Source organism: Bradyrhizobium canariense (assembly GCF_019402665.1).
Classification (GTDB): Bacteria; Pseudomonadota; Alphaproteobacteria; order Rhizobiales; family Xanthobacteraceae; genus Bradyrhizobium; species Bradyrhizobium canariense.
Genome location: NZ_VSST01000015.1, coordinates 241750 through 266697 on the forward strand (window position 1 = coordinate 241750; position 24948 = coordinate 266697).

Sequence of the window (24948 nt, forward strand, 5' to 3'; positions counted from 1 at the left end):
CGTCGTTCAGCTTAGGCGGCTCTTGCGCTGCTTGCGACCTGCTTCAGGCCGAAATCATAGTTGAGATGAAAATACTCGCTGTCCACCATGCGACCATCGGGCGCACGACCTGGCGGGCACCGCACAAATTCGCGGATCAGGCTGTCCTTGACGCCGAACACCACGTCGCTGTCGAGATACTGGTCGCCGGCCACGAACACATGGGTCACGAGTTGCTCGAAGCCGGGCGCCGAGATCATGAAATGCACATGCGCCGGGCGCCAGGGATGGCGGCTCTGGACCGCCAGCATGTCGCCGACCGTGCCGTCATGCGGGATCGGATAGGCGGCCGGCTTGATCGACCAGAAATTGAATCGGCCATTCTGGTCGGCGTGGAAGCGCGCCCGCATCGCGAGGTCGCCGATCTTGTCGAGCTGCTGCACGTCGTAATAGCCGTCGTCGTCGGAATGCCAGACGTCGACGACCGCGTCCGCGAGCGGCCGTCCGTCGACAGTCGACACCGAGCCGGTGACGAGCATCGGATCGCCCTCCATCGGGCCGGAGATGTCAGCGCCGTTGTCTTTCTCGGGCGAGGCCTGCACGAAGAACGGACCGAGCACCGTGGTTTCGGTCGCGCCTTCCGGCACTGGATGGTTGATGGCGTCGACCAGCATGGAGACGCCGAGCGCGTCCGACAGCAGGATGAACTCCTGGCGCTTGTCGTCGCACATCTGGCCGGTGCGGGTCAGGAAGTCGATGCCGTATTCCCATTCCTTCTGGGTCGGCCGCACCTCGCGGACAAAGGCATGAAGGTGGCGCACCAGCGCTTCGCTGACCTGCTTGATGCGCGGATCGGTTGCGCCCGCGATCCGCTCCAGCACGGCGTCGGTGATGGTGTTCTCGTTGAAATTGCGCATAGATGCCTCCCGTAACTCAGAGTTTGGGCTCGCCGAGGCCGGACAGCCGCTCGATGTGCTTGACGGTCGCGATGAAGTCGGCGTCGCCGTCGCCTTGCGCGACCAGCGAGCCATAGGTCTCCCGCACTTGGGCGGCGAGCTGAAGCGGCACGCCGACCGCGTGGCCGGCGCCGAGGATCAGATCGAGATCCTTGGCCATCTGCCTGCAGGAAAAGGTCGAGTCGAAATCGCGGTTACGCAGCGGCGCGGTCTTGTACTTCACCATCGGTGAGGCCACCGCGCTGTCGTCGAGAACTTTCAGAATGTCCTGCCAGCCGATGCCGCCCTTGCGCGCCAGCGCCAGGCTTTCCGCCATCATGGCGGCCGAGACAGCGATCATCAAATTGACCGCAAGCTTCGCATATCGCGCTTCCTCGCCGGGCCCGAGATAGGTCTGGGCGCGGGTGAAGGCGGCGAGCAGCGGCTTTGCGTTTTCGTAGGCGTCCTTCGGGCCCGAGACGAAGCAGCTCAGCGCGCCGGTGTGAACGATGCTGGCATTGCCCGAGACCGGCGCCCGCAGGTAGAAGACACCGCGCGCCTGTGCAGCTGCGTCGACCTCTGCGGACGCCTCGACGCTCACGGTGCTGGTCTCGATCAAGACAGTTCCGGCAGCCATCGCGGCGATGAGGCCGGTGGAGCCGAGCAACGCGCCGCGCAAGGCAGCGTCATCGGGTAAGGACGTGATGATCGCGACCTTGCCGCCCACGGCCTCCGCCGGCGAAGCGGCAATCGAAATGCCTTGCGCGCGCGCCTCGTCGAGCCGTGTCGTGCTCCGGTCGAACGCGGTCACGGCATAACCGGCCTTGGCGACGAGCACCGACATCGGCAGGCCCATCTTGCCGATCCCGATGAAAGCGACGTTCTTTGGCGTGTCAGTCATTGTTGTTGTCCTTGACGCCCTCAGGCGGCGTGTCCCTGTCGTTCGATGTCGTGCACCAGCCGCCGGCCGGATTGCGCGAGCAATTGCTTTTTCGCCTCCAGACCGTCGGCCAGCAACCGTCCATTCCGCTTCTTCCACACGCCGCCGATCATCACGGCCTCGATATTGGCGAGGCTCGTTTGCATCACCACGGTGGCAACGGGATCGTGCACTGGGACGAGGTTGAGATCGGAGCAATCGATGATGACGAGGTCGGCGAGCTTGCCCGGTGTCAGCGAGCCGATCTGGTGCTCGCGACCGAGCATGCGGGCGCCTTCCGTCGTAATCCAGCGTAGCGCCTCGCGGACGGGGATCGTGGTCGTCGCTGGAATGGTGCTGGTGACCTTGCGCGACTCGGCGTTGTCGAGCGCCCGCTGCATCGAGAGCGCAACGCGCGCGGCGGAGAAGAGGTCGCCGGCCAGCACGGATTCCAGATCGATGCCGATGGTCGGCCGCACGCCGCGCTTGAGCAGCCGTCCGGTGATCGGGAAGCCGTGGCCCTGGACCATCTCGTTCTCCGGCGTCACCGAGAAGGAGACGCTGAGGTCGACCATCCGGTCCAGGAGCTCGTCAGGCAGGTCGTTGCCATGGACGATGTTGATTCCGGCGCCGACGAGGCCGGCCCCGATCAGCTTCTCCCAGCCACCAGGCGTCTTGGCGGGACCACCGCCCTGATGCATGGATGCGATCAGCTTGAACTCGCGCGCCATGCGGAAATCGTGCATGGCGACGTCGAGCGTCGAATAATGCGGGCCGAGGATCGCGAGCCCAAGTGTGACGAGGCCGTCGCGGTCGGCGAGGGGCCCCGCCAGCAGTCGCTCGACCTCACGGCGTGGATGCGGGATTTCCGAGAAATGCGGCTCGCCCGGTTTCGGTTCAGGTTTGGGCGAGCCGTGGAAGAAGGCCGCGCGGATACCGCTCTCGATCAGGCCGCGCACGGCGGCGTTGGTATGATCGGGCGTCGGATTGTTGTGGCACCAGTCGACCAGCGTGGTGGTACCTTGGTTGATCTGGTTCAGCGCGCCCACCAAGGTCGCGATATGGATGTCCTCGGGCCTGAACACCGTTGCGAGCCCGGCATGCATGCGACGGAAATACTCCAGCAGCGTCCAGTTGGCGGCATAGCCACGCAAGCCTGTCTGCCAGGTGTGCATATGGGCGTTGATCAGGCCGGGGATGACGATGCGCCCGGTGCCGTCGATGATCTCGGCCTCAGTCGCGCCGCTGCCGAGATCGATCGATGGACGCAAATCAACGATGCGGTTCCCCTCGATCAGCACATCGCCGCCAGGTAAATCGCCGATCGCGTCATCCATGCTGATGATGACCGCGGATTTGATCAGCGTGCGCCGCATCGAATCAAACTGCCGCTTTGGTGGCGTGGGGCGGCTCACCGGCCCAGGCGCGCGCGATCAGGTCGCGGATGGCGTCGCGTTCGAGCGGGCGCGGGTTCCAGTAGGCGTTGGTGACAGCAAGGTGCGCGGCCTTGTCGATGCCGGCTTCGGGCATGCCGATGTCGCGCAATGCGACCTTCGCACCCAGGCGCTTCGCGAGCTCGAAGAGTCCTTGCGATGCATCGGCGGCGCCGATTGCGCGTGAGATCCGCGCCATCGCGTCGGGCACGGCCGGCGCGTTGTAGGCCAGCGCATGCGGCAGCACGATGGTATGGGTCTCGGCGTGCGGCAGGTCGAAGGTGCCGCCGAGCGTGTGGCAGAGCTTGTGATGCAGCGCCATGCCGACGGTGCCGAGGCAGACGCCGCACAGCCAGGCGCCATAGAGCGCTTCGGTGCGGGCCTCGCGATCGTCGCTTTTCGTGGCAATCGCGGGCAGGGCGCGGGCGAGCGCGCGGATGCCTTCCTCCGCCATCAGCGACGTCACCGGATTGGCATCGCGCGCATAGAGCGCCTCCACCGCATGCGCAATCGCGTTGACGCCTGATGTCGCGGCCAGGCTCGCCGGCAGAGTCAAAGTGAGATCGACATCATAGATCACCGTCTCGGGCAGGATGGCGGCATCGCGCACCGTGGTCTTCAGGCCGTTCTCGGTCTGGCCGACGATCGGCGTCATCTCCGAGCCGGCATAGGTGGTGGGAATGCAAAGCTGGTTGATTCCGGTGCGCAAGGCCAGCGCCTTGCCGAGCCCGGTCGTGGATCCGCCCCCGAGGGAAATGACGCAGTCGGCCTTGCACGCCTTCATCGCCGCGAGCGCCCGCTCCGTGACCTCGACCGGCGTGTGCATGGTCGCGCCGGGAAAGATGCCGGCGTAGAGCGGACCGAGCGCCGCGCCCAGCTTTTTGCCTTGCGCCTCCTGCTGCGGCGTCGTCAGTACCAGCGCGCGCTTGCCGCCGAGCCGCTCGACCTCGGCCTTGGCGCCAGCCAGCGTTCCGCTGCCGAACACGACGCGGCAGGGCAGGTTTTCAAAGGTGAACGAACCGATCATGTGCCGGTCTCTTTGATGGGATAATCGACCTGGAAGCGTCCGATCCGCAAGTCGCCCAGCGCCTCGCGCACGCGCAAATGTTCCGGGTGGGTGGCATAGGCCGCGAGCGCAGCGTGGTCGGTGAATTCGGAGAACAGCACGACGTCGCAGGCGTAGTCGACATCGCTCACGTCGAGACCGACTTCGATATGGGTGAGGCCGTCGATCCGTCCGCGCAGCCCCTCGAACAGGGTCTTGACCTTGACCCGGGCGGCGGAACGCTCCGCTGGCGTCTCCCCGCGCAGCCGCCACATCACGATGTGCCTGATCGGGCCCGACATTTCCCTGTTTCCTCGCCTGCTGTCTTGCTTGTGTTTGGCCCATTTTGCCTTGCGGGATACGGAAATAAAGGTCAATAATCGCAAGTCTCTTTTCCTGTTTGCGAAAAAATGGACCGCCTGCTCCAGTTGGAAGTGTTCGCCAAGACGGCCGAGCTCGGCAGCCTGTCCAAAGCTGCCGAAGCCCTGCGCATGTCGAATGCTGCCGCGAGCCGCCATCTCAGCGCGCTCGAGGAGCGCCTTGCGGTCCGGCTGATCGAGCGCAACACCCGGCGGCTGTGGTTGACGGAGGCGGGGCAGGAACTGCTGGAGCGCTCCAGTCGCATCTTGAGCGAATTGGCGGAGGCCGAGGACATCGTCAGCGATCGCGCGCTGTCGCCGCAGGGCACGCTGCGGGTCACGAGCTCGCTGTCCTTTGCGGTGATCTATCTGGCGCCGATGCTGCCGGCCTTTCGCGCGCGCTATCCGAAGCTCAATATGCAGATCACCACCGCCAACCGCTACTCCGATTTCATCGAGGCCGGCATCGACGTGGCGATCAGGACGCGCGAGCAGGAGCCGGATTCCAACATCATCGTCCGCCGCATCGGTCAGATGCGGCGTGTGCTCGCGGCTGCGCCCTCATATCTCGCAAGCTGCGGCGAGCCGGAACAGCCCGTCGATCTCGCGCGTCACAACATGCTGGTCTACAATCTCGCCAACGATCCCTATTCGCTGCGCCTGCGCAAAGGCAATGGCGCGCAGACTGTCCGCGTCACGCCGACGCTCGACAGCAATGACGGCCAAGTCATCCGCGGCGCCGCGCTGGCGGGGCTCGGCATCCTCATCCAGCCGCTGTACATCGTGCAAAGCGATATCGCGGCGGGCCGCCTCGTCCCGGTTCTGATGGACTGGGAGCTGCCGCTGCTGACGATGAACATCGCCTACCAGAACCGTGCCGGACTGCCCGCCAAGATCAGGGTCTTTTCTGACTTCCTGGTCAGCCACATCCGCGAGCATTCGCAGCCGGGGATCTGGATCGACGCGGCGAAGTGAGCGACATTTTCGAATTCAGGCGGCTTTGCAGAAGGCACATCCATTGAAAGCCAGGACATCCGGCACCGCATGGCGGCATGCCAACATCGGTCGGCTGCTCAACAACGCAGTGCGGCGCTTCGAAGGTCGTGTGCTCGAACTGATGAGCGAGAAGGGGCATGGCGAAACGCGGATCGCGCATGTCGGCCTCACACGCAATCTCGACGTGGAGGGGACCAGACTGACGGAGCTCGCCCGCCGCGCCTCCATGAGCAAGCAGGCGATGGGCGAGCTGGTCGATCAATGCGCCGATCTCGGCCTGGTCGATCGCATCGCCGATCCCACCGATCGGCGCGCGCGCATCGTCATGTTCACGCCGGCCGGGCGCAAATGGCTCGATGCGTTCCGCGACGCGGTCGACGTCGCCGAGCAGGAAATGCGCGCCGAGCTCGGCAAGGCCACGATGGATGCGATCGTGAAGGGGCTGGCGGTCTATGGCGCGACGTTCGACACGCTCGACGACATCAGATAGTCAGGCTACTTGACGATATCGTCAGGCGACCTTACCATGCAGAATAATGCTGGTAGGGAGAAGCGTCTTGGAAACATGTCTGAAGGCCTCGGTGCTCATCGTGGGCGGGGGGCCCTGCGGCCTGATGCTCGCCAACGAGCTCGGCCGGCGCGGCGTGTCCGCGATCCTGGTCGATGAAAAGCCGGGCACGGCATTCAATCCGCAAGCCAATGCGACGCAAGCGCGCTCGATGGAGCACTATCGGCGGCTGGGTTTTGCCGACGAGATCCGACGCGAAGGACTGCCTGCGGATTATCCGACCGACGTTGCATATTTCACGCGCTACACCGGATACGAGCTGGCCCGATTTCAATTGCCGTCATCGTCACGCGCGGGCGAGCTCGTCAAGGCCATGTCGGGCTCCTGGAGCGCGGCCGAGCTGCCGCATCGGGTCTCGCAAAAATATGTCGAGGCGGTGCTGCGCCGCCATGCCGAACGGCTTCCCGGAATACGGCTCAGCTACGGTCATCGTCTGATCAGCTACGTCGAGAGCGATGACGGCGTCGTCGCCCAGATCGAACGTCTCGATGACAACAGCCGCTTTGAGGTCCGGGCCGACTTCCTGGTCGGGGCCGACGGGCCGCGCTCCATGGTCCGGCAGTCGCTCGGCATTGTCTACGGCGGCGAAACCGGAACGCAGCGCGATTTCATGGGCGGCCGCATGCTGGCGGTCTATCTCCGTTCGCCAGGCTTCTACGCGAGCATCCCGCACGCCAAGGCGTGGATGTACAATTGCTTCAACGGCGACCGCCGCGCCTTCATGGCATCGGTGAACGGTCGCGACGAGTTTGCGTTTCACACGCAGCTTCGGCCGGGCGAGGACGAACGCGCGATCACGGCCGACGAGGCCATGGCCGCGTTCCAGCGCGCCTGCGGCGCGCCGATCGACTGCGAAGTGCTGTCGTTCCTGACCTGGACCGCCGGCCACGCGCTGGTTGCGAATGCCATGCAGCGGGGCAGGGTGTTCCTGGGCGGCGACGCGGCGCATCTGTTCACGCCGACCGGCGGGCTTGGCTACAACACGGCGATCGAGGATGCGGTCAATCTCGGCTGGAAGCTCGCAAGCGTCGTCAAGGGTGTGAGCCCGGCGGGGCTGCTCGACAGCTATGAGGTCGAGCGGCGTCCGGTGGCGCTGCGCAACACCGATTATGCGCGTCGCTTTGCCGACTCGCTCGGTCTGTTCGCTCCCGCGCCTGAGATCGAGGACCCCACCGAGGCCGGCGACGAGGCGCGGCGGATCGCTGGCGTCTATCTCGAACAGCACGCCCGCGCCGAATTCAACATCCCCGGCATAACCTTCGGCGGGCGTTACGACGGCTCGCCGATCATCGTCTCCGATGGTAGCCAGCCGCCGCCGGACGCCGCGAACGTCTACGTTCCGAGCGCCTGTCCCGGCGGGCGCGCCCCGCATGCGTGGTTGGACGACGGCGTCTCCTTGTACGATCTGTTCGGGTTCGAGTGGACGCTGCTCCAGTTCGGCGAGGTCATGTCCGCGCATGCGTCATTCGCCGAGACCATCCGCGCGATCGGGGTTGATGTGAAACTCGTCACGCTGCCGAAATCGCTGCGGGATCTCTACGACGCCGATCTCGCCTTGATACGCCCCGACCAGATCGTGGCCTGGCGCGGCAGCGCGTCACAGGCTGGCACGATGGGGCGCGTCCTTGCCCGAGCACTCGGACACGATGCGAGCGACGGCGCACGGCTGGCAAGCTGATCGACTCTCGCCGTCGCATCCGATCAGCGGCGGCGCGGCCAATAACAACAAGACAACAAAACGACAAATGACACCGGAGGAGGAAGCCGTGACGATAAGAGCATTGGAGGACTACGACGATCATGTTGCGACCGTCGCCACTGCCGAGCAGACGGCGAGCAGCCGCCGGCGGATCCTGATCGCCGGCACCATCGGCACCGCGATCGAATGGTACGACTTCTTCATCTACGGCCTGATCGCGCCGCTGGTGTTCGATCAGCTGTTCTTTCCGAAGTTCGACCAGCTCACGGCGAGCATTGCGGTGTTCGCGACGTTTGCCGTCGGATTTTTGGCGCGTCCGCTCGGCGGACTGGTGTTCGGTCATTTCGGCGACCGCCTCGGCCGAAAGTCCGTCTTGCTGTGTACGCTGCTCATGATGGGACTTGCGACCATGTCGATCGGATTGTTGCCGACCTACGCCAGTGCAGGCGTGACCGCGACCGTCGCGCTCGTCATGCTGCGCTTCGTGCAGGGCTTTGCACTCGGCGGCGAGTCGACCGCGGCGATCCTCATGGCGATCGAGACGGCGCCCGGCCACCGGCGCGGGTTCTCAGCCGCGGTGATCCAGGCCGCAGGACCCGTCGGTGTCGTGCTCGCCTCGTTCGCGGCGCTCACGATTTCACGGCTGCCGGAAGCGGACCTGCTGTCATGGGGCTGGCGCGTTCCGTTCCTGATCAGTGCGGTGCTGGTCGCGCTCGGCGTCTACATGCGCCTGCGCATCGAGGAGAGCGCGACGTTCCGAAAGGCGAAGGTGACCGAAGCGGCGCCTGTGGTCGAGGCACTGCGGGAGCATTGGCGGCCGATCCTTATCGTGTTCTTCGCCGAAATGGCGCAGACATCCTATTTCTATTTGACAGCCATCTTCACCATCTCCTTCGCGACCCGTCAGCTCGGCGTCCAGAAGGACGTCATCACGCAGGCCGTGCTGTTCGCCAATCTCGTCGGGCTTGTTGCGATGCCGCTCATCGGCGCATGGTCCGACCGTATCGGACGGAAGCGTCTGTTCCTGACCGGAATCGTGCTCGCAGCCATCTCGATGTTTGCATTCTACGGTGTAGTCGCGAGCCGTGACACGATGTTGGTGACGGGCGCGGTGATCCTCGCCGCGGGGGTGATCCATCCGCTGATGTTCGGCAGCGAAGGGAGCTATTTCCCGGAACTGTTTCCGACCCGCATTCGCTTCACGGGCGTGTCGATCGGAAAGCAGCTCGGGACGGTGCTGGGCGGCGGGATCGCGCCGCTGGTCGCCACCAGCCTGTTTGCGCAGACGGGCTCCACCTACGCGATCACGGGATACTACGTCGCGCTCGCGCTCGCAGCGATGATCGCGCTCGGCTTCGCGCATGAAACCGGCAAGTCGCGGCTGCTCGGCTGAGCAGGCGCCATCACCAACATCAGGGAGGTTTTCATGGACGTCAGTCTTCTCATCAACGGGCAGGACCAGGCCGCTTCCGGCGGCAAAGTGTTCGAGCGCCGCAATCCGCTGTCGCAAGAGGTCGCAAGCCGCGCGGCCGCCGCGACCGCTTCCGATGCCGACGCTGCGGTGGCGGCGGCCTCCGCCGCGTTTGCCGCATGGTCGGCGTTCGGCCCGAACGCGAGGCGCGCTCTGTTGCTGAAGGCCGCAGATGCGCTCGAGGCCAAGCGCGACGCCTTCATCCGGATCATGATGGCCGAGATCGGCACGACGGAGATCTGGTCGGCCTTCAACGTCAAGCTCGCGACCGGCATGCTGCGCGAAGCGGCGTCGCTCACCACGCAGATCGCCGGCGAGGTGATCCCGTCGGACAAGCCTGGATGTCTCGCGATGTCCGTCCGCCAGCCGGCCGGCGTGTGCCTCGGCATTGCGCCGTGGAACGCGCCGATCATTCTCGGCGTTCGCGCCGTGGCGACGGCGCTTGCCTGCGGCAATACGGTCGTGCTCAAGGCGTCCGAGATTTGCCCGGGAACGCACCGACTGATCGGCGAGGTCTTCAAGGACTCAGGCTTTCCGCCCGGTGTCGTAAATGTTCTGACCAACGCACCGGCCGATGCGCCTGCTCTGGTCGAGCGCCTGATCGCCAATCCGGCCGTGCGGCGGATCAACTTCACCGGCTCAACCCGGGTCGGCCGCGTCATCGCCGAACTCGCCGGGCGGCACCTCAAGCCGGTGCTGCTCGAGCTTGGCGGTAAGGCGCCTCTGGTCGTGCTTGACGATGCCGACCTCGATGCCGCCGTAGCGGCGGTCGCGTTCGGCGCCTTCATCAATCAGGGCCAGGTCTGCATGTCGACCGAGCGGGTGATCGTCGACGAGGCGGTGGCGGCCGCCTTTCTCGATAAGCTTGCGAAGAAGACGGCTGCGCTTCCGGCCGGCGACCCGCGCTCCGGTCCGGTCGTGGTCGGCTCGATGATCGACGAGGCGCCGGCCAAGCAGGTCGTGGCACTGATCGACGACGCGATCGCGAAAGGCGCCGTCAAGCTCGCGGGGGGCGACCGGGTTGGCACGGTCGTCCCAGCCACCGTGCTCGACCGCGTGGTGCCGGGCATGCGCATCTACACCGAGGAGAGCTTTGGTCCCGTCGTCTCGGTGGTACGCGCGCGTGGCGTGGACGATGCCGTTCGGCTCGCCAACGATACCGAGTACGGCCTCTCGGCCGCCGTGTTCGGCCGCGACGTCGCGCGTGCGTTGACGGTGGCGCAGCGGATCGAAAGCGGTATCTGCCACGTCAACGGCCCGACCGTGCATGACGAGGCGCAGATGCCGTTCGGCGGCGTCAAGGGATCGGGCTACGGCCGCTTCGGCGGCCAGGCCGGGATCGCCGAGTTCACCGATCTGCGCTGGATCACCATCGAGACCCAGCCGCAGCACTATCCTTTCTGATCGCGCAGCAAGCGAAGCCACCAGGACGTCCATTCATGAATTCGAAAATTCTCACGGTTCGGGAAGCGACCCTCGGTGTGCTTCGCTCCTTTGGCGTCGATCGCGTTTTCGGCAATCCGGGCTCGACCGAGCTTGCGTTCCTCGGCGACTGGCCCGACGACATCGACTACGTGCTCGGTCTGCAGGAAGCCTGCGTCGTCGGCATGGCGGATGGCTATGCGCAGGCGACGGGACGTCCGGCTTTCGTCAATTTGCACTCGGCGGCCGGACTCGGTCATGCCCTCGGCAATCTCTTCACCGCGTTCCGCAACAAGACGCCGATGGTCGTGACAGCCGGGCAGCAGGCGCGCAGCCTGTTGCGGATGCGACCCTATCTCTTCGCCGAGGACGCCGCACAGTTTCCAAAGCCCTATGTGAAATGGAGCGCCGAACCGGCGCGGGCCGAAGATGTTCCAGCGGCGATCGCGCAGGCCTTCCTCACCGCCATGCAGCATCCGCGCGGTCCGACATTCGTGTCGGTCCCGTCGGATGATTGGGCGCGGCCCGCAATCGCACCGCCGGTCCGCCACATCGCGACGGAGTTTGCGCCCGATCCGGCGGCGATCGTTCGGCTCGGCGCGGCGATCCGGGCCGCCAAAAAACCTATCTTCGTTGTCGGACCCGAGATCGATCGCAGCGGCTGCGTCGACGCGATGGTCGCTGTGGCCGAGCAGGCGAGCGCGGCCGTTTGGGCAAGCCCGATGTCGAGCCGTTCGAGCTTTCCGGAATTGCATCGGCTGTTTGCCGGCTTCCTTCCGGCAGCACCAGGAGGGCTCGCCCGCGCCCTGGGCGGCGCCGATCTGATCGTCGTGGTCGGCGCGCCGGTGTTTACTTTCCATGTCGAAGGACAATGCGAATTGCTCGACGACGGAACGCTGGTCTGGCAGATCACGGATGATCCGACGGAAGCCGCAGCCGCTTCTGTCGGCGACACCATCATCAGCACGCTCCCGAAGGCGCTGGCTGGGCTGCTGTCGGCGATGCCTGACATCGCGGAGCGCGAAGTGCCGGCCGCGCGGATGCGGCCTGCCGCTCCTGCCGCGCAAAATCCGATTCCGCCGGGCTATGCGCTCGCCCGGCTCTCGGCGTTGATGCCGAGCGATGCGATCGTGGTCGAGGAGGCGCCGTCGCATCGTCCCGCCATTCAGCAATTCCTGCCGCGGCCGGGCGCGGACAGCTTCTACACGATGGCGAGCGGCGGACTTGGTTACAGCCTGCCGGCCTCGGTCGGCGTGGCCCTGGCGCGGCCGGGCCGCCGCATCGTCGCCCTGATCGGTGACGGATCGGCGATGTATTGCATCCAGGCGATCTGGACCGCGGTGCAACGCCGCCTACCGATCACCTTCGTGATCATGAACAATTCAGGCTATGGCGCGATGCGCGCCTTCAGCCAGCTGATGCAGGCGCATCGCCCGCCCGGGATCGACCTGCCCGGGCTCGACTTCGTGGCGCTCGCAAGGGGAATGGGTTGTCCGGGGCAGCGCGTGACCGATGCCGGCGACGTCGACGCCATCTTGACCGAAGCGTTGGCATCGAGCGGTCCCGCGCTGGTCGATATCGCCGTCGACGACGCCACGACCGACCTGTTCGGCCATCCGCGCTAGCTGGCGGTAGAGGGACTGGTTCGCGGCGACAAAACGGCCGATGGAAATTTGCCTCCGAAGGCGCGGGTCTTGGGTTGGACACGCGATCCGTCGATCACCTCGAGCCGGCCGTAGCGGTTCAAGGTGTGCAACTTCCTGCCGGGCCATGCCGATCCGGGCCGCAGAGAGTGGCGGACAATCTGCTTGAACGTCGTCGGCGACAGTTCGACGATTTCCGCCAGGGCGAGCGCTGCGCCGTATCCGCCGGCACAATCCTGGACCGGCCGCCACAATTTGCCATTGATGGTGACGAAATTCCCCGCAGGCCGCGTGCTCGCGCGGTCGATGAGGACGGGGTTGCTGGCATGCGGCAACCACGGGCCCATGAGGTGCTCGGCGTAATAGATCGCCAGCGAATCCGAATATCCGCCGGTGCCGTCGCGCCAAGCTCCGAACAGATAGTTCAGGCCGTTGTGCCGCGTGATCGTCACATCGGCGAGTTCAAGTCCCGAAAGCAGCGTCTCGTGCCGCTCCCATTTGTCTGGAAACCGAACGCATTTGTAAATGGCGACGTCCCCATTGGTCGAGCTCTCCGGGATCATCCACAACGCGCCATCGTCCTCGATCAGGAAGGGATAGGAGAGGTGCCAGGGCTCGTCCAGTACGGGCACGACCGCTCGGACCGGGCCCGTATCGTCGAACTCGATCGCGGAAATGATTCCTTTCCCAACCCGGTGATCGAGATCTTCAAAGAAGACGAATGTTCTTCCCTGCCATGTGATGGGGAAAGGATCGGCGTAGAAGTGATTTCCGGGGTCGGAAAGGACATTCCAGCGGGGCCCTGACAGATCTCCGGTCTGCCAGACGCCGGCACCATCATTGAAGCGCCACCCGACATGCCAATGCGGGGCATAGCAGCAGAGGCGATAGATCTCCTTGGCGATCGATGTCGCTAGGCCGCGCGCGACGTACGCCGCCGGCAGGCCGTTACCAATTCGGGCCGGTCGCGCCAGCTGCGGCAGGATGCGCGGCCGTCCCGACAGGATGGCCGCCACCATGGTCAGGGTTCGCGCCATGACCGTTTCTAGTCCGCCGCTCAGACCGGCCGCGATTTCGGCAGAGGGGTGGCCGCGATCGAGGACTGCACCGTCGACCTCGTCGACGATTTCGATCACCGGCAGATCGCCGGCGAGAATGGCGGCAAGGGCTGCGTTTTCGCCTGCGGCTCCATTGAACAGCGGACGGAGATACTGCCGGGCGGAGCAGTTCGGATCCCGCGCGGCACCGGTGAAATCGACGATCACGTCTGCCGTGCCGGCGCGAGCCTGCATCCATTCGGGACTGATCTTCAGCCTGTCGGCGCCGCTGTGCTTGCCCTTGTGCAACACCAGACGTTCGAGCTCGAACAGCATGTCGAGACCCGTCGGCCGCGGCTCCGCCGTTGCCGTCCATGCAATCTGGACCGGTACATCTCGGTCATCGATCGGCAGCGTCTCGCGGCCCATCCATCGCCGCGCATGCTCAATTTCACAGCGAAACTCGATGATCATGTCGAGCCGATCCGTTTCCGAGTCGATCCGTTTAAATGCGCCCCGATCAAATGACCTGGCCGAGAATTCGAACGTATTCCTCCACCATGGCGTCCACTGAATAGCGCAGCTTCAGGCCTTTGGCGTTTTGTCGCAGTTCATCGCTCAGTTTTTGGTCCGTCAGGAGCCTGGAGACGGCGGCCGACAGCTTGGTATGATCGGAGGCATCGACGAACAGCGCTGTCGGTTTTCCTTCGACGGACAACACCTCGCGCAAGACCGGGAGATCGGTGACGACCGAGGGAACGCCGGCGTTTGCGGCCTCCACAGCGGCCAAGCCGAAGGTCTCCGCCTGCGTCGGAAATACGAATACGTCGAGAGCGGCGAGAAACTCCGCCATCTGGCGCGGGGTGATTTCGCCGAGCAGATGCAGCCTGTCCGATACTCTCAGCTCATCCGCCAACTGCCGCAGCCGGGCCTCGTCGGCTCCCTGGCCGGCCAGCGCGAGGTGCCAGGATGGTTGATCCGGCAACAGACGTATCGCCGCGTCGAGCCGCTTGTGCGGGTGCAATCTTGCTGCGCAGCCGAGCAGGGTGCGATCCGGCGGCAGATTGAACTTCTGTCGCGCAGCTTGCTTCGTCAGGGTGAGCGCCTTGTCGTCGAAGCCGTGCGGGACATGCATCATGCGCGCGCGATAAGCCTTGGGGTAGCGCGAATACTCGCGTTGCATGTCCAGCGAGTTGAGCGTGATGCGGTCGAAGAAGCCGAGGCTGCCCATGGCAATGTCGGCCATACGGACCGGCCAGCTCATCGACAGCGCGGATGAAACTTGATTGGCGATCACAGGCGCGCGGCAGATGAGGCGCGCCACGCCGGCGCCGATGACATTGCCGAAGTGCTGAAACGTCAGAACGGCGTCGGGCCTGGTGGCCCCGATATGGCCGCCGAGCGTCCACAGCATTTGCAGCAGCGCCAGCGGATTTCCCGGCCGGCTCGACGCGCAATAGATCGTGTCGGGGGGCTCATCGAACGAATCCGACTTGCGGAAGAAGAACAGATTGGTGACCCGATAGCCGCGGGCGGTCAGCCCGGCGCCAAGCAGGCGCGAGATCTCCTGCGCGCCCGCGTTCTCGGCCTGGGTCTGTACGAGAAGCACGTGCAGCTTTCGTCCGCTACCGTTGGGCGGCGGGAGTGCTGTCGCAGTCGTCTCGCCCAACGCCTTGTTTGGCTGGTAATGGAGCACGGATCCCGACCCACTAGAGAAACGAATTTTTCACATTCTTAACCCCGTGCTTACCATGGAGGCCTCGCGCGGACACCGACTAGCAATAAACGGAGTTAATGCGCGCCCTGTCGCAAGGGCATCGTTCGCGAGGGAATTCCGCTGGTTCCCGACGAAGCGAAGCGCGCGCGTTAACCAATTGGTCATAGCCGCGCCAGGCGCGGGTAACCGCGGATTAACCATAGATATTTACGTTGGAGCAGGCACTGAACAGTGTTCGCCAGTTGAATCCGAGTAAAATCCATGACGTTCGGTCGCCGCGCAGACCCGACAAGCTCCGGATCGACCGCTGCCGCCGCGTCGTGGCAGACGCGACATGCGTCAAACGGCGAGTCGCGCGAATCCGCCGCGCGCTTGGGCGGTGCGCTCACGGCCGCGGGTGCGCTCGCTTTCATGCGGAACAACGCTCGCCGCATCCTGACGCTTGCTCTGGCGATTTTTTCCCTTGGCGTCATCGTTCTCTTGGTGATCCCGGTGCGATTTGCGGCGACCGCGCTGGTGGTGGTCGATCCACGCGAGCAACGCGTGACCTCGGAGCAGGACGTTCTGCCGGGCATCGGGCAGGATAGCGCTGCGCTGCAAAGCCTGGTCGAAGTGGCGAAGTCCGACGGCTTTCTCAAGCCGCTGATCGAGCAGCTCAAGATTCGGGACGACGAGGACATTTCCGGGGGACATACCGACCCCGCGCGCCTGCTCGAGAGATTCCGCAACCGCCTCGACATTTCCCGGCGCGGGCTGACCTATGTCATCGCCATCCGCTTCACGTCGAACCGGCCGGAGCGGGCCGCTTACTACGCCAATGCCATCGCCGAGGCGTTCGTCGCCAGCCAGGGCCGCAGCCGCACCGATGCGACCGACGAGGCCGCCGACTGGCTCAGTGGCCGGCTCAAATCATTGAGCGAACGGTTGAAGGCGTCAGAGGACGCCGTGGCCACGTTCAAGCTCGAGCACAGGATCGTCAACGCGGGCAAGGATTCCACCACCCAGCAATTGCGGGTCACCGAACTGTCGCAGCAGGTTGCCGCTGCGCGCGCCAGGACCGAAGAGGCGAAGGCCCGCTACGAGCAGGCACAGCGCGACGTGAAGGCGAATGTCGACAGTCCCGTCAAGCAGGATCTGCTGAGCGCCCTGCGCGCGCAGCGGTCGGCGCTCAATGACCAGATTGCGCAGAAGCGGGCGGTGTTCGGCGACCGCCATCCCGACCTCGTCATGTCGTACAGCCAGTTGACCGATCTCAACAGGCAGATCGAGGTTGAGCGGACGAAGGGCATCGACACCGCAAAATCGGAATACGAGGCCCAGCGCGAACAGCAGAAGGCGCTGGAAGGCCAGATGAAGGCGGCGGAATCGCAGCTTCTGGTCGATGGTCAGGCACTGGTCCGGCTCCAGGAGCTGCAGCGCGACGCCGAGGCCAACAGAAACATCTACGAGCAGTTCCTCTCGCGCTCCAAGACGACGAACGAGCAGCGCCTCTTGCAGAGCTCCCAGACCAAGATTGCGTCGTCCGCCATTCCGCCGCTGCGCTCGACCCTTCCACCGCTGTCCTTGCTGCTCGCCGCTCTCGCGATCGGTTCGCTGCTGACATCGACGGCGGTCGTTGCCGCCACGGGACGCGGATCGGACAAATCCGCTCCCGATATCCGCGACCCCGAACCGGCTCCGCGCCAGCCCGCGACGTGGTCGCGTCCGCCCATTTGGGCCCGCATTCCCGACTTGGCGCCAGGCGAAGCCCCCAGAAACATCTGGCAAGCTCCGGTGTCCGCGACGACCGAACTCGATCTCGGTCTCCACCTGCGTCCGCTGCTGGAGCGGCTGGAGAAGGTGCCGGGACCTCGTGGCAAGGTCGTCCTCGTGATGTCGGTCGGGAAGCGCGCCGGCGGCAACACCGTCGCGCGGTCGCTGAATCGATGGGCCGTGAACACGGGCAGGCTGAGCGTGTTGATCCGGGTCGAGCCGGACCTCGGCGGTGCCGGAGCTGGCCTCGCCAAGGGCCAGGCCGACGGCATGACCACCGCAGATTTCCGCAGCGTCGATGAGCTCCTGAACGCCAGCAAGAAGCCCCAGCCACAGCCCGCGGACGATATTCGTTCGGAGTTCGATCTGATTGTCGTCCACGCCACCTCCCTGGCCTTGCAGCCGGAGGCGGCGGCGCTGGCTGCTCACGCCGATCTTGTCATGCTGGTCGCGCGCGAAGACGCAGTCGACTCGGCCGCAATGCGCAGGGCGACCGCTGCGCTCTCCCGGTTTGCCGGCGTGCCGACGGGCATCGTCGTCAATCGTGTGCCGGCCGGCCCGTCGGCGTCGCGTCGCGGCGAAGTGTTGGGGCTGGCTGGTTGACGCCACCGGCAACGGATTGCCGAGCCGAGCCGTGCCATTGCCTCGGCTGACCAGAGGTCTATTCGCCGGAGTCCACGCCACGGACCGCGTAGGCGCTGGGCTTCGATGCCGAGAAGCGCAAAAGCCCCAAAATCGAAGGATCGACCCCGGTTCGCCGCCGACAGAGGATATTGAGGGCGATGGTCGCGAGCGCCAGCGACACAGTGGCCGAGATCGCTGCGCCAAGAACGCCGAGCGAGGGAATGAGGACGAGAAATCCGACCAGCCGCAGCGCTACATTCCCGGCGATCACGGGGACATACTCGCGCTCATAGCCGGTCAGCTGCAAGATTGCCGCAGAAGGACCGCCCGCCGCCTGGAACGCTGTTCCGATCGCGAGCACGATCAGGACCCAGTGCTGCGCAGCAAAATGCGGCCCGAACAGGTTGAGCAGATGGGGACCTCCAACCCAGATCAGGAGAAGTCCGCTGACCACGCACACCGCGGTTACTTCCGCCATGAGCCGCAACGTTCGCTCGAATTCCTGATGGTTCTTGCTGAAGTACAGCGAGGGGAGCCGACGTGCGCCAAAACTGTACAGTGCGGCCGACAGCATGGCGAAGATGTTGGCCAGCCGCGAAGCGGCAAAGTAAATTCCGGCGGTTGTGGGGTCCAGCATCCAATAGACCAGAATGACGTCGAAATACTGGTTCGCGGCTTCGAGGATGGATGCGACCCAGAAATGAAGCGCGCTCGATCTCCAGCGCGACGTCTCGGACCCCACCGCCGTGCCGCGGAAATCCGGCAGGGTTCGCGCAATCGCGATGATCTGTGCAATCAGTCCGACCGACATGGCAATCGTCATCACGGCGATCAATTCGGCGGGATCGAGCTGGCGATGGCCGAACATGATTGCAAGCAGGAACAGCACGACGCTGACGCGCCAGAAGAACTCCCTGTTTCCTTCTCCCATGAGAATGCTGACCAGGGAGCGTGCGATCTGGCTGCCAAGCATCAGTCCCGCATTCACGGCCGTGTAGGCCGACACCGCGAGAACCAGCAGCCACGAGGCGCCTTTGATGTTCGCGCCGATCGCCATTGTGCCGATCGCGATCAGCATCGCGACGGAGGAAATTTTGAGGCTCGATAGCAGCACGCCTTTGGTGAGATCGGGCTGATTTCCCACCCGATACTCGTTCAGAAATCGCACCAGCAGCGATTCCTGGCCCACCAGTCCGACGACCGCTGCCATCTGGGCCACCGAAAGCCAGGTCGCAAAGATACCAAACCCATCGGGCGACATCGTTCGTGCCGCAAGCGAGAACAACGCGAACGCAAGCGCGCCGCTACCAACCTTGAGAAGGATGGTTCCGGCAACACCGCGCGTCACGTCGCGCCGCATGAATTGGACGATGGATTCGATCATGGAGATTTAAGGGGCAACTTCCCCTGAAGAGACATTTCAGATTACCTGCAAAAGCCTAGCATGCCGAAAAACCGCGAGTGTTAATGGACGGCCTCCATGATCCTGCCGACCGCGGCGATGTCGCGGCATGCCTGTTGCTTCACTATGGAACATTGCTGATCCCATTGTCCCAGATAGAGCAAAGTGCGGCCTGATCGCGTGGCGGCATAGCGCCGCATCGACGGCCAATGAGGCGAGATGAGCCGCTGGAATGCGGACCGGCTCGCCGGGAATGCCTACCCCGAGCAAGGCGCGTGCCGGATCTCGTCGGGCCGGGCCGGTCTCCGCTGCATTAACCGAGATATCGAGAAATGATCGCGTTTGGTCCTGCGATGCGACATCAGGCGAGAGAATTGCACGGGCAATCATCGTTGACCGTGGGAGCCTGGACCATGACGGCGGATAGCAACGCGCCCGAGCCGATTGCCGCAGCCGGCCCTTCGACGATCGTCGCCGACATTGTGATCGTTGGCGGCGGCCTCGCGGGCTCGCTCGCGGCGGCCGTGCTCGCGCGGTCAGGGCATCGTGTCGCGCTCGTCGACAAGCGCGCGGTCTATCCGGACGAGTTCCGGGTCGAGAAAATTGGCGGCCATCAGCTGGAGATGTTGCGCAAGCTGGGCTTCCTCGACGCGCTCGACAGCGTCGCCTGCCGATATGATCAGGTGCTCAATATCAGGGAAGGCAAGGTGGTCGATATCAGCGTCGGCCGGGCTTACGGACTAGCCTATGCCGATCTCGTCGCCATGGCGCGCAGTCAACTGCCTGATCCGTCCAGCCTGATCGTCGACGAGGTCACTGCCGTCAACTGTAGCGACGATATCCAGCATATCGAGCTCGCGTCCGGGAGACGCATGACAGCGCGCCTCGTCGTGTTGGCCACGGGCATGGCGGGCGTTCTCGGTTACAAGCTCGGTATCAAGCGGCGGGTGCTGGCCGAGCGTCATTCGGTCACGTTCGGATTCACGATCGCGCGCCGAGACGATGCGCCGTTCGATTTCGAGGCGCTGACCTGTTACGGCGAGCGCACGGCGGACGGCATCGATTATCTCAGCCTGTTTCCCGTGCGTGCCGGCATGCGGGCAAATCTCTTCATGTTCCGCGACGCGGCCGATCCGATCATGCGCGAGCTGCGCCGCGAACCGGAAGCGACGGTGTTGCGCCTGCTGCCGGGTTTGCGGCCTTACCTCGGCGATTTCCACGTGATCGACCGGGTGCAGAATTGGGTGATGGACCTGTCCGTCGTGGAAGGACATCTCCAGCCCGGCGTCGTGCTCATCGGCGATGCGTTCCAGACCAATTGCCCTGCCGCCGGCACCGGCGTTGCCCGCCTGCTGGTCGATGTCGACCGCCTCTGCACCGAATATGCGCCGCGTTGGCTCGTGACCGAAGGCATGAGCCAGGACAAGATTTCGGAATTCTATTCCGATGTCGACAAGGTCGCGGCGGACCAGCAGTCGCTGAAGATGGCGCACTTCCGGCAGGCGCTGACGTCCCGCAACGATATCGGCTGGGACGTGCGACGGCGCCTGCACTTCCTGCGACGCAGGATCACCCACCGGGTCGATCAAATGCGGCCGGGCTGGCTCGCGCATGTTCGAGGCGCGCTACGCGCCTGAGAGCCGCACTCATCGGGGCCTCGCGCCGGTCAGCGCGTGGGCGTTGAGGTCCGGGTCGGCAGGAGCCGGAACTCCGACATTCGCTTGGCGGCCAGTTTGAGCCAGGGCGCCTGCTTCAGTGCGAACAAGGAAATGGCGCCCACGGTGCTGCCGGCCTGCGTGACCACCCACATCGGCGCGGGCTGCGCGCCGAACTGCTTCTTGTAGGGCTCGTCACCGATGGTGAAATCGAGCATCTGATCCCCGCGCTCAATGCAGTCCTTCGCGACTTGCTCGAACATCAGCGCGCCCAGGGACTGGCTCTTGTATCCGGCAATGTCGAAGGCGCTCATGATAACGAGGAAGCTGCCTCGATGGCAGAGCCCGAGCACGGCGGCAATCACCTCGCCATCCATCTTCATGGCATAGAGCCGGACAAAGGAGCCGAGGCCGCGCTGCGCCATCTCGGAATAGAAGCCGTAATATTCGGAGCGCTGGAGCAGATCTCCGTCGCCTTGCGCCTGAAAGCGCGGACCGCGGAATTTTCGCATCACGTCCATCGCCTCGATCACGGAGGCGCTGTCGCCGCAGCATGAAAAACTCAGATCGCCCTTCTTCTGGAGCTGCCGGGATTTTTTTGCGAGCTCCTTCTGGTAGGAACGGTCCATCGCGCTGGCGCGCCATTGCTCGAACGGCGCGACGAGAACGGTCGCGTAGGCGTTGGAGTCCATCGCGGCGCGGCGGGGCGTAGCCAGGAGGTTCTCGATCGGAAGCCGTCCATCCGGGAGCTTGGTCATTCGGAGCAGATCGAACGGGCGGACAAGGTACCTGATTTCTGCGCACGCGCTCTCGTCCTTGAGCAGCTCGGAAAAGACCTGCGGACTGCACACCGGAGCCAGATAGTCGGAGACGCGAAGGTCGGCGAATTCGACGGTCCGTATCGGGCCGCGCCGGATCCGCAGCAAGGGCAGCACCATCGCAAGGGCGCCCGTCGCGCGGTGGCGGACCACGACAACCAGAGGCGTTGCGCCTGCATGAGACGCGAGCCTGGTATAGAGGGTGTCGAGCCAGAGCGGATGCTGGAACGCGGTGGCGGCCGAGTTGTCGAACAGCTCCGCGTAATCAGGCGACAGGAAGTCGAATCCCTGCTCGATGGCGATGTCGAATGTGTTGCTAGGTCTGTTCATGATAACCAGGGAAGCCGGATAGCTCGGGACCGTCGATCGAACCGGATCTGCGCTTTATAGCAGGGTCATTACAGGCGAGACACCGGCGGCGTGTGATTTGCACTAATGCTTCAAGCAGGGCTCGTATCGTTACCAAACCGTTAATTTCTCGCAACGGCGCCGCCTCGCGGGGTGAAGATCGACCTGCGCTAGCGAATTATTAACCGCGCTTAAGGAAGGTCATCTCATGGCCAGCCTGCAGACCGAGGTGGATTCCGGGGCACCCGGGCGCGCGATCTGGACGACGCGCAGCGTTGGCGTCGAGAGGATAGCCAGGATCGCGATCAGCTGTTCGATCACCATCAACGTGGTCGCATCGATGGGCATCTTCAACGCTGCGCTAGTGCCGGCGGAGCTGAGCTTTCTGCAACAGGCCATAGCCCTTCTGATGTGGGCTATCCTGATCTACGCAAGTGCATTCGTGCAGCCGCGCCTGCGGTTGCAGGTCAATCCCGATCTGGTGGCGCTGGTCGCATTCTATGCCTTCGCTATTCTCTCGGTGTTCTGGTCCAGCCTGAGCGTCGCGGCGATCATGAAGAGCGCGGCGCTTGCGATGACGACGTTCGGCGCATTTTGCCTCGTCACGCGCGTCGACGTGGACGACATCGTGAGAGCCACGGCCCTTGGGCTCTTCATATTGGTCGCCGCGTCGGCTGTCTGTGCGTTGGCCGTGCCCGACATCGGGATCGACCACAGCTGGATGCACAACGGTCAATGGCAGGGCGTCTACGAATCCAAGCAGACGCTCGGCTTCGTCGGCGCGTATCTGATGTTCTTGGCCTGCTATCAAAAGATGACGGGGCAGGGGTGGCTGGCCTTCCTCGCCGTGTTCCTGTTGGCGTCGACATGTGTGCTCGCGTCGGAATCGCGCGGCGCCGGCGCTGTCGCCCTGGCCGCCTGCGCCATGCTCGTGACCTCGATGTGGTCGGTCGGCTGCATGAGGCTCTATGCGCTCCTGCCGTCGGTCATGTGCGTTCTTGCCGGACTTCTGATCCTGTATTTCTACGTGACGGGATACGACGCGATCCATATCGGCGATGCCAGTATCGATTTCACCGAACGAACCTTCATCTGGCATTACGCGATAAGCCATTTCAACGATGCGCCGCTGCTCGGCTTCGGCATCAACGGCTTCTGGACCATCCCGTCGATCTACGATTATTTCGAACAGAATCACGGCTGGGTGCTCGACAATTATCACAGCGGCTACATCGCGATCCTGATGGAAACCGGCTTCCTGGGGTACATGCTCTTTGCTGCGAGCGTCCTCCTGTTTTCGCACAAGATCCTTCATCTGATTTCCGCTCGCACGATCGACCGATCGCATTGTGCCCTCATCATCGGATTTGTCGTCCTCAGCTTTCAGACCAATTTTACGGAGACGACGTTCCTTCGCTCGACGATGTTCACATCGGTGCTCCTGGTGGGATTTTTCTTCGCGACGTGCAGGCCGGTGCGACCGACGGAATTCCAGGCTCTAGGAATGGAAGCGGTATGACCGCCACGCGCGCTCGCTGGTCGAGAAGCTTCAATCTCGCGGTAGCGGCGTTCTTCCTTGCATCGCTGTTCTCCCACGCCCACGGGGCCGAGCAGACCGCCGCCCGTGACATGCCAAAACTGGGTCGCGGTATCAACATTCTCGGCTACGATGGTATCTGGGAAGGCGGCCAAAACGCGCCATTTCGCCTGGACAATCTGACCGCCATCAAGAAAGCCGGGTTCGCGCATGTCAGGATCAATTTCTTCGGCTTCAAGTTCATGGGGCCGGGGAATGTCATGGACGAAATCGTCCTGAGGCGGCTCGACGCCGTCATCGAGGAGGTTCTCGCGAGGAAGCTCGTTCCCATCGTCGACGAGCACGATACTCATCTTTGCCAGCGCGACGTTTCCGAATGCGCCGAGAAGCTCAAGGCGTTCTGGCGGCAGATCGCCGAGCGCTATGCCGGAAAATATCCGGCACTCGTCTTCGAGGTGTTGAACGAGCCTGGTGGGGAAATGACGTCCGCCGGCTGGAATTCGCTCCTCAATGAATGTCTCGGCATTATCCGTCGCACCAATCCCGAACGGCCGGTCATCGCCGCCGTTCTCAACACCGACGAGATCCCTGTCGACGCGCTGGCTCTGCCGCCAGAGGACAGGCATCTCATCGTCACGTTTCATTATTACGCGCCGATACGGTTCACCCATCAGGGCGCGCCGTGGTCTCCGACGTTTTCGCGGATCGGGCCCCTGGACTGGGGCAGCCCGGAGGATGAAGCGAAGGCTGCCGCGGACTTCAGGAAGATGAGCCTCTGGGCGGAGAAAGAGCAGCGCCCGGTTTATGTCGGCGAGTTCGGAGTGTACGAGCGTGCGCCATCCGACAGCCGGCAGCGATATTTGTCATTCGTGGCGAGAAGCGCCGATAGGCTCGGCTGGTCATGGGCCTACTGGCAGTTCGATCACGACTTTGCCGCCTTCGACAGCGCGCGTCAGGCCTGGAAGCCAGGTATCCTGCGTGCGCTGATGCCGCCGATGCGTTGAAGTCGGGTCCCAAGCCCGCTCATGTCGCGGAAGGAGTGTCGGGCCTTGTCCCGTCGGGCAAAACACCCGCCACCGCGTCAACCCCTCTCCGCAAAAATATTCCACTTTACCGAAATTCGGTTTTGGCGTATGTGTCGCTCATCCCGGCTCATCCTTGAGGGGCGATCTTGTGGTCGTCACGTTCGCGAGCCGGGCTTGCGGTGGACGCGGCAGCGTTCGGGTGCGAGTGGCCAAGGGCAGGGCGGATTGCTCTCCGTGAGCCCAAGGCTTCGTTCCGACGAGCGGCGCTGCTAGGCTTCGTCTCGTCTGTAAGTTTCCGGCTCTGTCGACAGGGCTGGAAAAACTGCGGCGAAATGGCGAACCGTGCGTACGGCAAAACCGTGTGGTCCTGGCCGTCGTTGCTACGGTCAAGCCCTGGCGAATGCGGCATCCGCGTCAACCGGCGCGGTGCCGGTGAATTTCGTTGGGACGAGGGAGGCCAGCAGGAACTCGGCTCCCGGGAGAGCACGGCATAAGCCGTCCAACCATCGCGCAGGGAAGGCCGAGTGATTGGCACCACCTGTATGCTGCTGTGCGGTTTCCTTG

At 64.1% G+C, this 24948-nt stretch carries 19 protein-coding genes; 10 read left to right on the forward strand and 9 right to left on the reverse strand.

Translation table 11 applies throughout. The features are described 5' to 3' along the window. Positions 1 to 11: 11 nt before the first annotated feature. The 5 genes from FXB41_RS07865 to FXB41_RS07885 are packed head-to-tail and all read right to left on the reverse strand — an operon-like array spanning position 12 to position 4613. Positions 12 to 896: an intradiol ring-cleavage dioxygenase gene (locus FXB41_RS07865; protein WP_219681068.1), complete on the reverse strand. Its 885-nt coding sequence runs from the start codon at positions 894 to 896 to the stop codon at positions 12 to 14. Between the two features lie 16 nt (positions 897 to 912). Continuing rightward, positions 913 to 1815, reverse strand: coding sequence for an NAD(P)-dependent oxidoreductase (locus FXB41_RS07870; RefSeq protein ID WP_219681069.1), 903 nt, complete (start codon positions 1813 to 1815; stop codon positions 913 to 915). Between the two features lie 20 nt (positions 1816 to 1835). Beyond that, positions 1836 to 3209: an amidohydrolase family protein gene (locus FXB41_RS07875; protein WP_219681070.1), complete on the reverse strand. Its 1374-nt coding sequence runs from the start codon at positions 3207 to 3209 to the stop codon at positions 1836 to 1838. Positions 3210 to 3213: 4 nt separating this feature from the next. Then, entirely contained in the window at positions 3214 to 4293 is a 1080-nt protein-coding gene (locus FXB41_RS07880; protein WP_219681071.1) for a maleylacetate reductase, read from the reverse strand. Further along, on the reverse strand, positions 4290 to 4613 hold the full coding sequence (locus tag FXB41_RS07885) for a Dabb family protein (RefSeq protein ID WP_007593067.1): 324 nt from the start codon (positions 4611 to 4613) through the stop codon (positions 4290 to 4292). The genes FXB41_RS07880 and FXB41_RS07885 overlap by 4 nt, the downstream gene beginning before the upstream one ends. 108 nt (positions 4614 to 4721) lie before the next feature. On the opposite strand from FXB41_RS07885, the gene FXB41_RS07890 reads away from it, so the two are divergent. From FXB41_RS07890 to mdlC, 6 genes are all read left to right on the forward strand, one after another. Further along, positions 4722 to 5645 carry a LysR family transcriptional regulator gene (locus tag FXB41_RS07890; RefSeq protein ID WP_219681072.1) on the forward strand — a complete coding sequence of 308 codons (924 nt, stop codon included), beginning with the start codon at positions 4722 to 4724 and terminating at the stop codon, positions 5643 to 5645. 43 nt (positions 5646 to 5688) lie between these two features. Beyond that, positions 5689 to 6156 carry a MarR family winged helix-turn-helix transcriptional regulator gene (locus FXB41_RS07895; protein ID WP_219681073.1) on the forward strand — a complete coding sequence of 156 codons (468 nt, stop codon included), beginning with the start codon at positions 5689 to 5691 and terminating at the stop codon, positions 6154 to 6156. A gap of 46 nt (positions 6157 to 6202) precedes the next feature. Further along, a complete protein-coding gene (locus FXB41_RS07900; protein ID WP_219681074.1) occupies positions 6203 to 7912 on the forward strand; it encodes an FAD-dependent oxidoreductase in 1710 nt (569 codons plus the stop codon). A gap of 88 nt (positions 7913 to 8000) precedes the next feature. Beyond that, positions 8001 to 9326 (forward strand): MFS transporter, encoded by a 1326-nt coding sequence (locus FXB41_RS07905; protein WP_219681075.1) that lies wholly within the window; start codon positions 8001 to 8003, stop codon positions 9324 to 9326. A gap of 33 nt (positions 9327 to 9359) precedes the next feature. Beyond that, positions 9360 to 10808: an aldehyde dehydrogenase gene (locus tag FXB41_RS07910; RefSeq protein WP_219681076.1), complete on the forward strand. Its 1449-nt coding sequence runs from the start codon at positions 9360 to 9362 to the stop codon at positions 10806 to 10808. A gap of 35 nt (positions 10809 to 10843) precedes the next feature. Beyond that, the gene (mdlC, locus tag FXB41_RS07915) at positions 10844 to 12451 is read left to right on the forward strand and encodes a benzoylformate decarboxylase (protein WP_219681077.1); all 1608 of its coding nucleotides are present in this window, start codon (positions 10844 to 10846) and stop codon (positions 12449 to 12451) included. Here the strand turns inward: mdlC and FXB41_RS07920 are convergent. Both FXB41_RS07920 and FXB41_RS07925 read right to left on the reverse strand, forming a co-directional pair. Continuing rightward, positions 12448 to 13980 (reverse strand): glucosamine inositolphosphorylceramide transferase family protein, encoded by a 1533-nt coding sequence (locus FXB41_RS07920; RefSeq protein WP_219681079.1) that lies wholly within the window; start codon positions 13978 to 13980, stop codon positions 12448 to 12450. The genes mdlC and FXB41_RS07920 overlap by 4 nt on opposite strands. A 46-nt stretch (positions 13981 to 14026) precedes the next feature. Continuing rightward, entirely contained in the window at positions 14027 to 15202 is a 1176-nt protein-coding gene (locus FXB41_RS07925; protein ID WP_219681080.1) for a glycosyltransferase family 4 protein, read from the reverse strand. Between the two features lie 282 nt (positions 15203 to 15484). Between FXB41_RS07925 and FXB41_RS07930 the strand changes: the two genes are divergently transcribed. Next, a complete protein-coding gene (locus FXB41_RS07930) occupies positions 15485 to 17578 on the forward strand; it encodes a GumC family protein (RefSeq protein ID WP_219681082.1) in 2094 nt (697 codons plus the stop codon). Positions 17579 to 17636: 58 nt separating this feature from the next. On the opposite strand, the gene FXB41_RS07935 is transcribed toward FXB41_RS07930, so the two are convergent. After that, entirely contained in the window at positions 17637 to 18983 is a 1347-nt protein-coding gene (locus tag FXB41_RS07935) for a lipopolysaccharide biosynthesis protein (RefSeq protein WP_219681084.1), read from the reverse strand. A gap of 431 nt (positions 18984 to 19414) precedes the next feature. Between FXB41_RS07935 and FXB41_RS07940 the strand changes: the two genes are divergently transcribed. Further along, a complete protein-coding gene (locus tag FXB41_RS07940; RefSeq protein WP_219681086.1) occupies positions 19415 to 20638 on the forward strand; it encodes an FAD-dependent oxidoreductase in 1224 nt (407 codons plus the stop codon). Between the two features lie 29 nt (positions 20639 to 20667). Here the strand turns inward: FXB41_RS07940 and FXB41_RS07945 are convergent, their stop codons facing one another. Beyond that, positions 20668 to 21804 carry a GNAT family N-acetyltransferase gene (locus FXB41_RS07945; RefSeq protein WP_219681087.1) on the reverse strand — a complete coding sequence of 379 codons (1137 nt, stop codon included), beginning with the start codon at positions 21802 to 21804 and terminating at the stop codon, positions 20668 to 20670. Between the two features lie 226 nt (positions 21805 to 22030). Here FXB41_RS07945 and FXB41_RS07950 point away from each other — a divergent pair, with 226 nt between their 5' ends. Further along, a complete protein-coding gene (locus FXB41_RS07950) occupies positions 22031 to 23341 on the forward strand; it encodes an O-antigen ligase family protein (RefSeq protein WP_007593052.1) in 1311 nt (436 codons plus the stop codon). Further along, positions 23338 to 24363, forward strand: a complete 1026-nt coding sequence (locus FXB41_RS07955; RefSeq protein WP_219681089.1) for a glycoside hydrolase family 5 protein — start codon at positions 23338 to 23340, stop codon at positions 24361 to 24363. The genes FXB41_RS07950 and FXB41_RS07955 overlap by 4 nt, the downstream gene beginning before the upstream one ends. Positions 24364 to 24948: the final 585 nt, after the last annotated feature.

Bases quoted from the DNA above. Each gene is read 5' to 3' on its own strand.
- FXB41_RS07865 (WP_219681068.1), bottom strand. From the start codon at position 896: ATGCGCAATTTCAACGAGAACACCATCACCGACGCCGTGCTGGAGCGG.
- FXB41_RS07870 (WP_219681069.1), bottom strand. From the start codon at position 1,815: ATGACTGACACGCCAAAGAACGTCGCTTTCATCGGGATCGGCAAGATG.
- FXB41_RS07875 (WP_219681070.1), bottom strand. From the start codon at position 3,209: ATGCGGCGCACGCTGATCAAATCCGCGGTCATCATCAGCATGGATGAC.
- FXB41_RS07880 (WP_219681071.1), bottom strand. From the start codon at position 4,293: ATGATCGGTTCGTTCACCTTTGAAAACCTGCCCTGCCGCGTCGTGTTC.
- FXB41_RS07885 (WP_007593067.1), bottom strand. From the start codon at position 4,613: ATGTCGGGCCCGATCAGGCACATCGTGATGTGGCGGCTGCGCGGGGAG.
- FXB41_RS07890 (WP_219681072.1), top strand. From the start codon at position 4,722: ATGGACCGCCTGCTCCAGTTGGAAGTGTTCGCCAAGACGGCCGAGCTC.
- FXB41_RS07900 (WP_219681074.1), top strand. From the start codon at position 6,203: ATGCTGGTAGGGAGAAGCGTCTTGGAAACATGTCTGAAGGCCTCGGTG.
- FXB41_RS07910 (WP_219681076.1), top strand. From the start codon at position 9,360: ATGGACGTCAGTCTTCTCATCAACGGGCAGGACCAGGCCGCTTCCGGC.
- mdlC (WP_219681077.1), top strand. From the start codon at position 10,844: ATGAATTCGAAAATTCTCACGGTTCGGGAAGCGACCCTCGGTGTGCTT.
- FXB41_RS07920 (WP_219681079.1), bottom strand. From the start codon at position 13,980: ATGATCATCGAGTTTCGCTGTGAAATTGAGCATGCGCGGCGATGGATG.
- FXB41_RS07930 (WP_219681082.1), top strand. From the start codon at position 15,485: ATGACGTTCGGTCGCCGCGCAGACCCGACAAGCTCCGGATCGACCGCT.
- FXB41_RS07935 (WP_219681084.1), bottom strand. From the start codon at position 18,983: ATGATCGAATCCATCGTCCAATTCATGCGGCGCGACGTGACGCGCGGT.
- FXB41_RS07940 (WP_219681086.1), top strand. From the start codon at position 19,415: ATGACGGCGGATAGCAACGCGCCCGAGCCGATTGCCGCAGCCGGCCCT.
- FXB41_RS07945 (WP_219681087.1), bottom strand. From the start codon at position 21,804: ATGAACAGACCTAGCAACACATTCGACATCGCCATCGAGCAGGGATTC.
- FXB41_RS07950 (WP_007593052.1), top strand. From the start codon at position 22,031: ATGGCCAGCCTGCAGACCGAGGTGGATTCCGGGGCACCCGGGCGCGCG.
- FXB41_RS07955 (WP_219681089.1), top strand. From the start codon at position 23,338: ATGACCGCCACGCGCGCTCGCTGGTCGAGAAGCTTCAATCTCGCGGTA.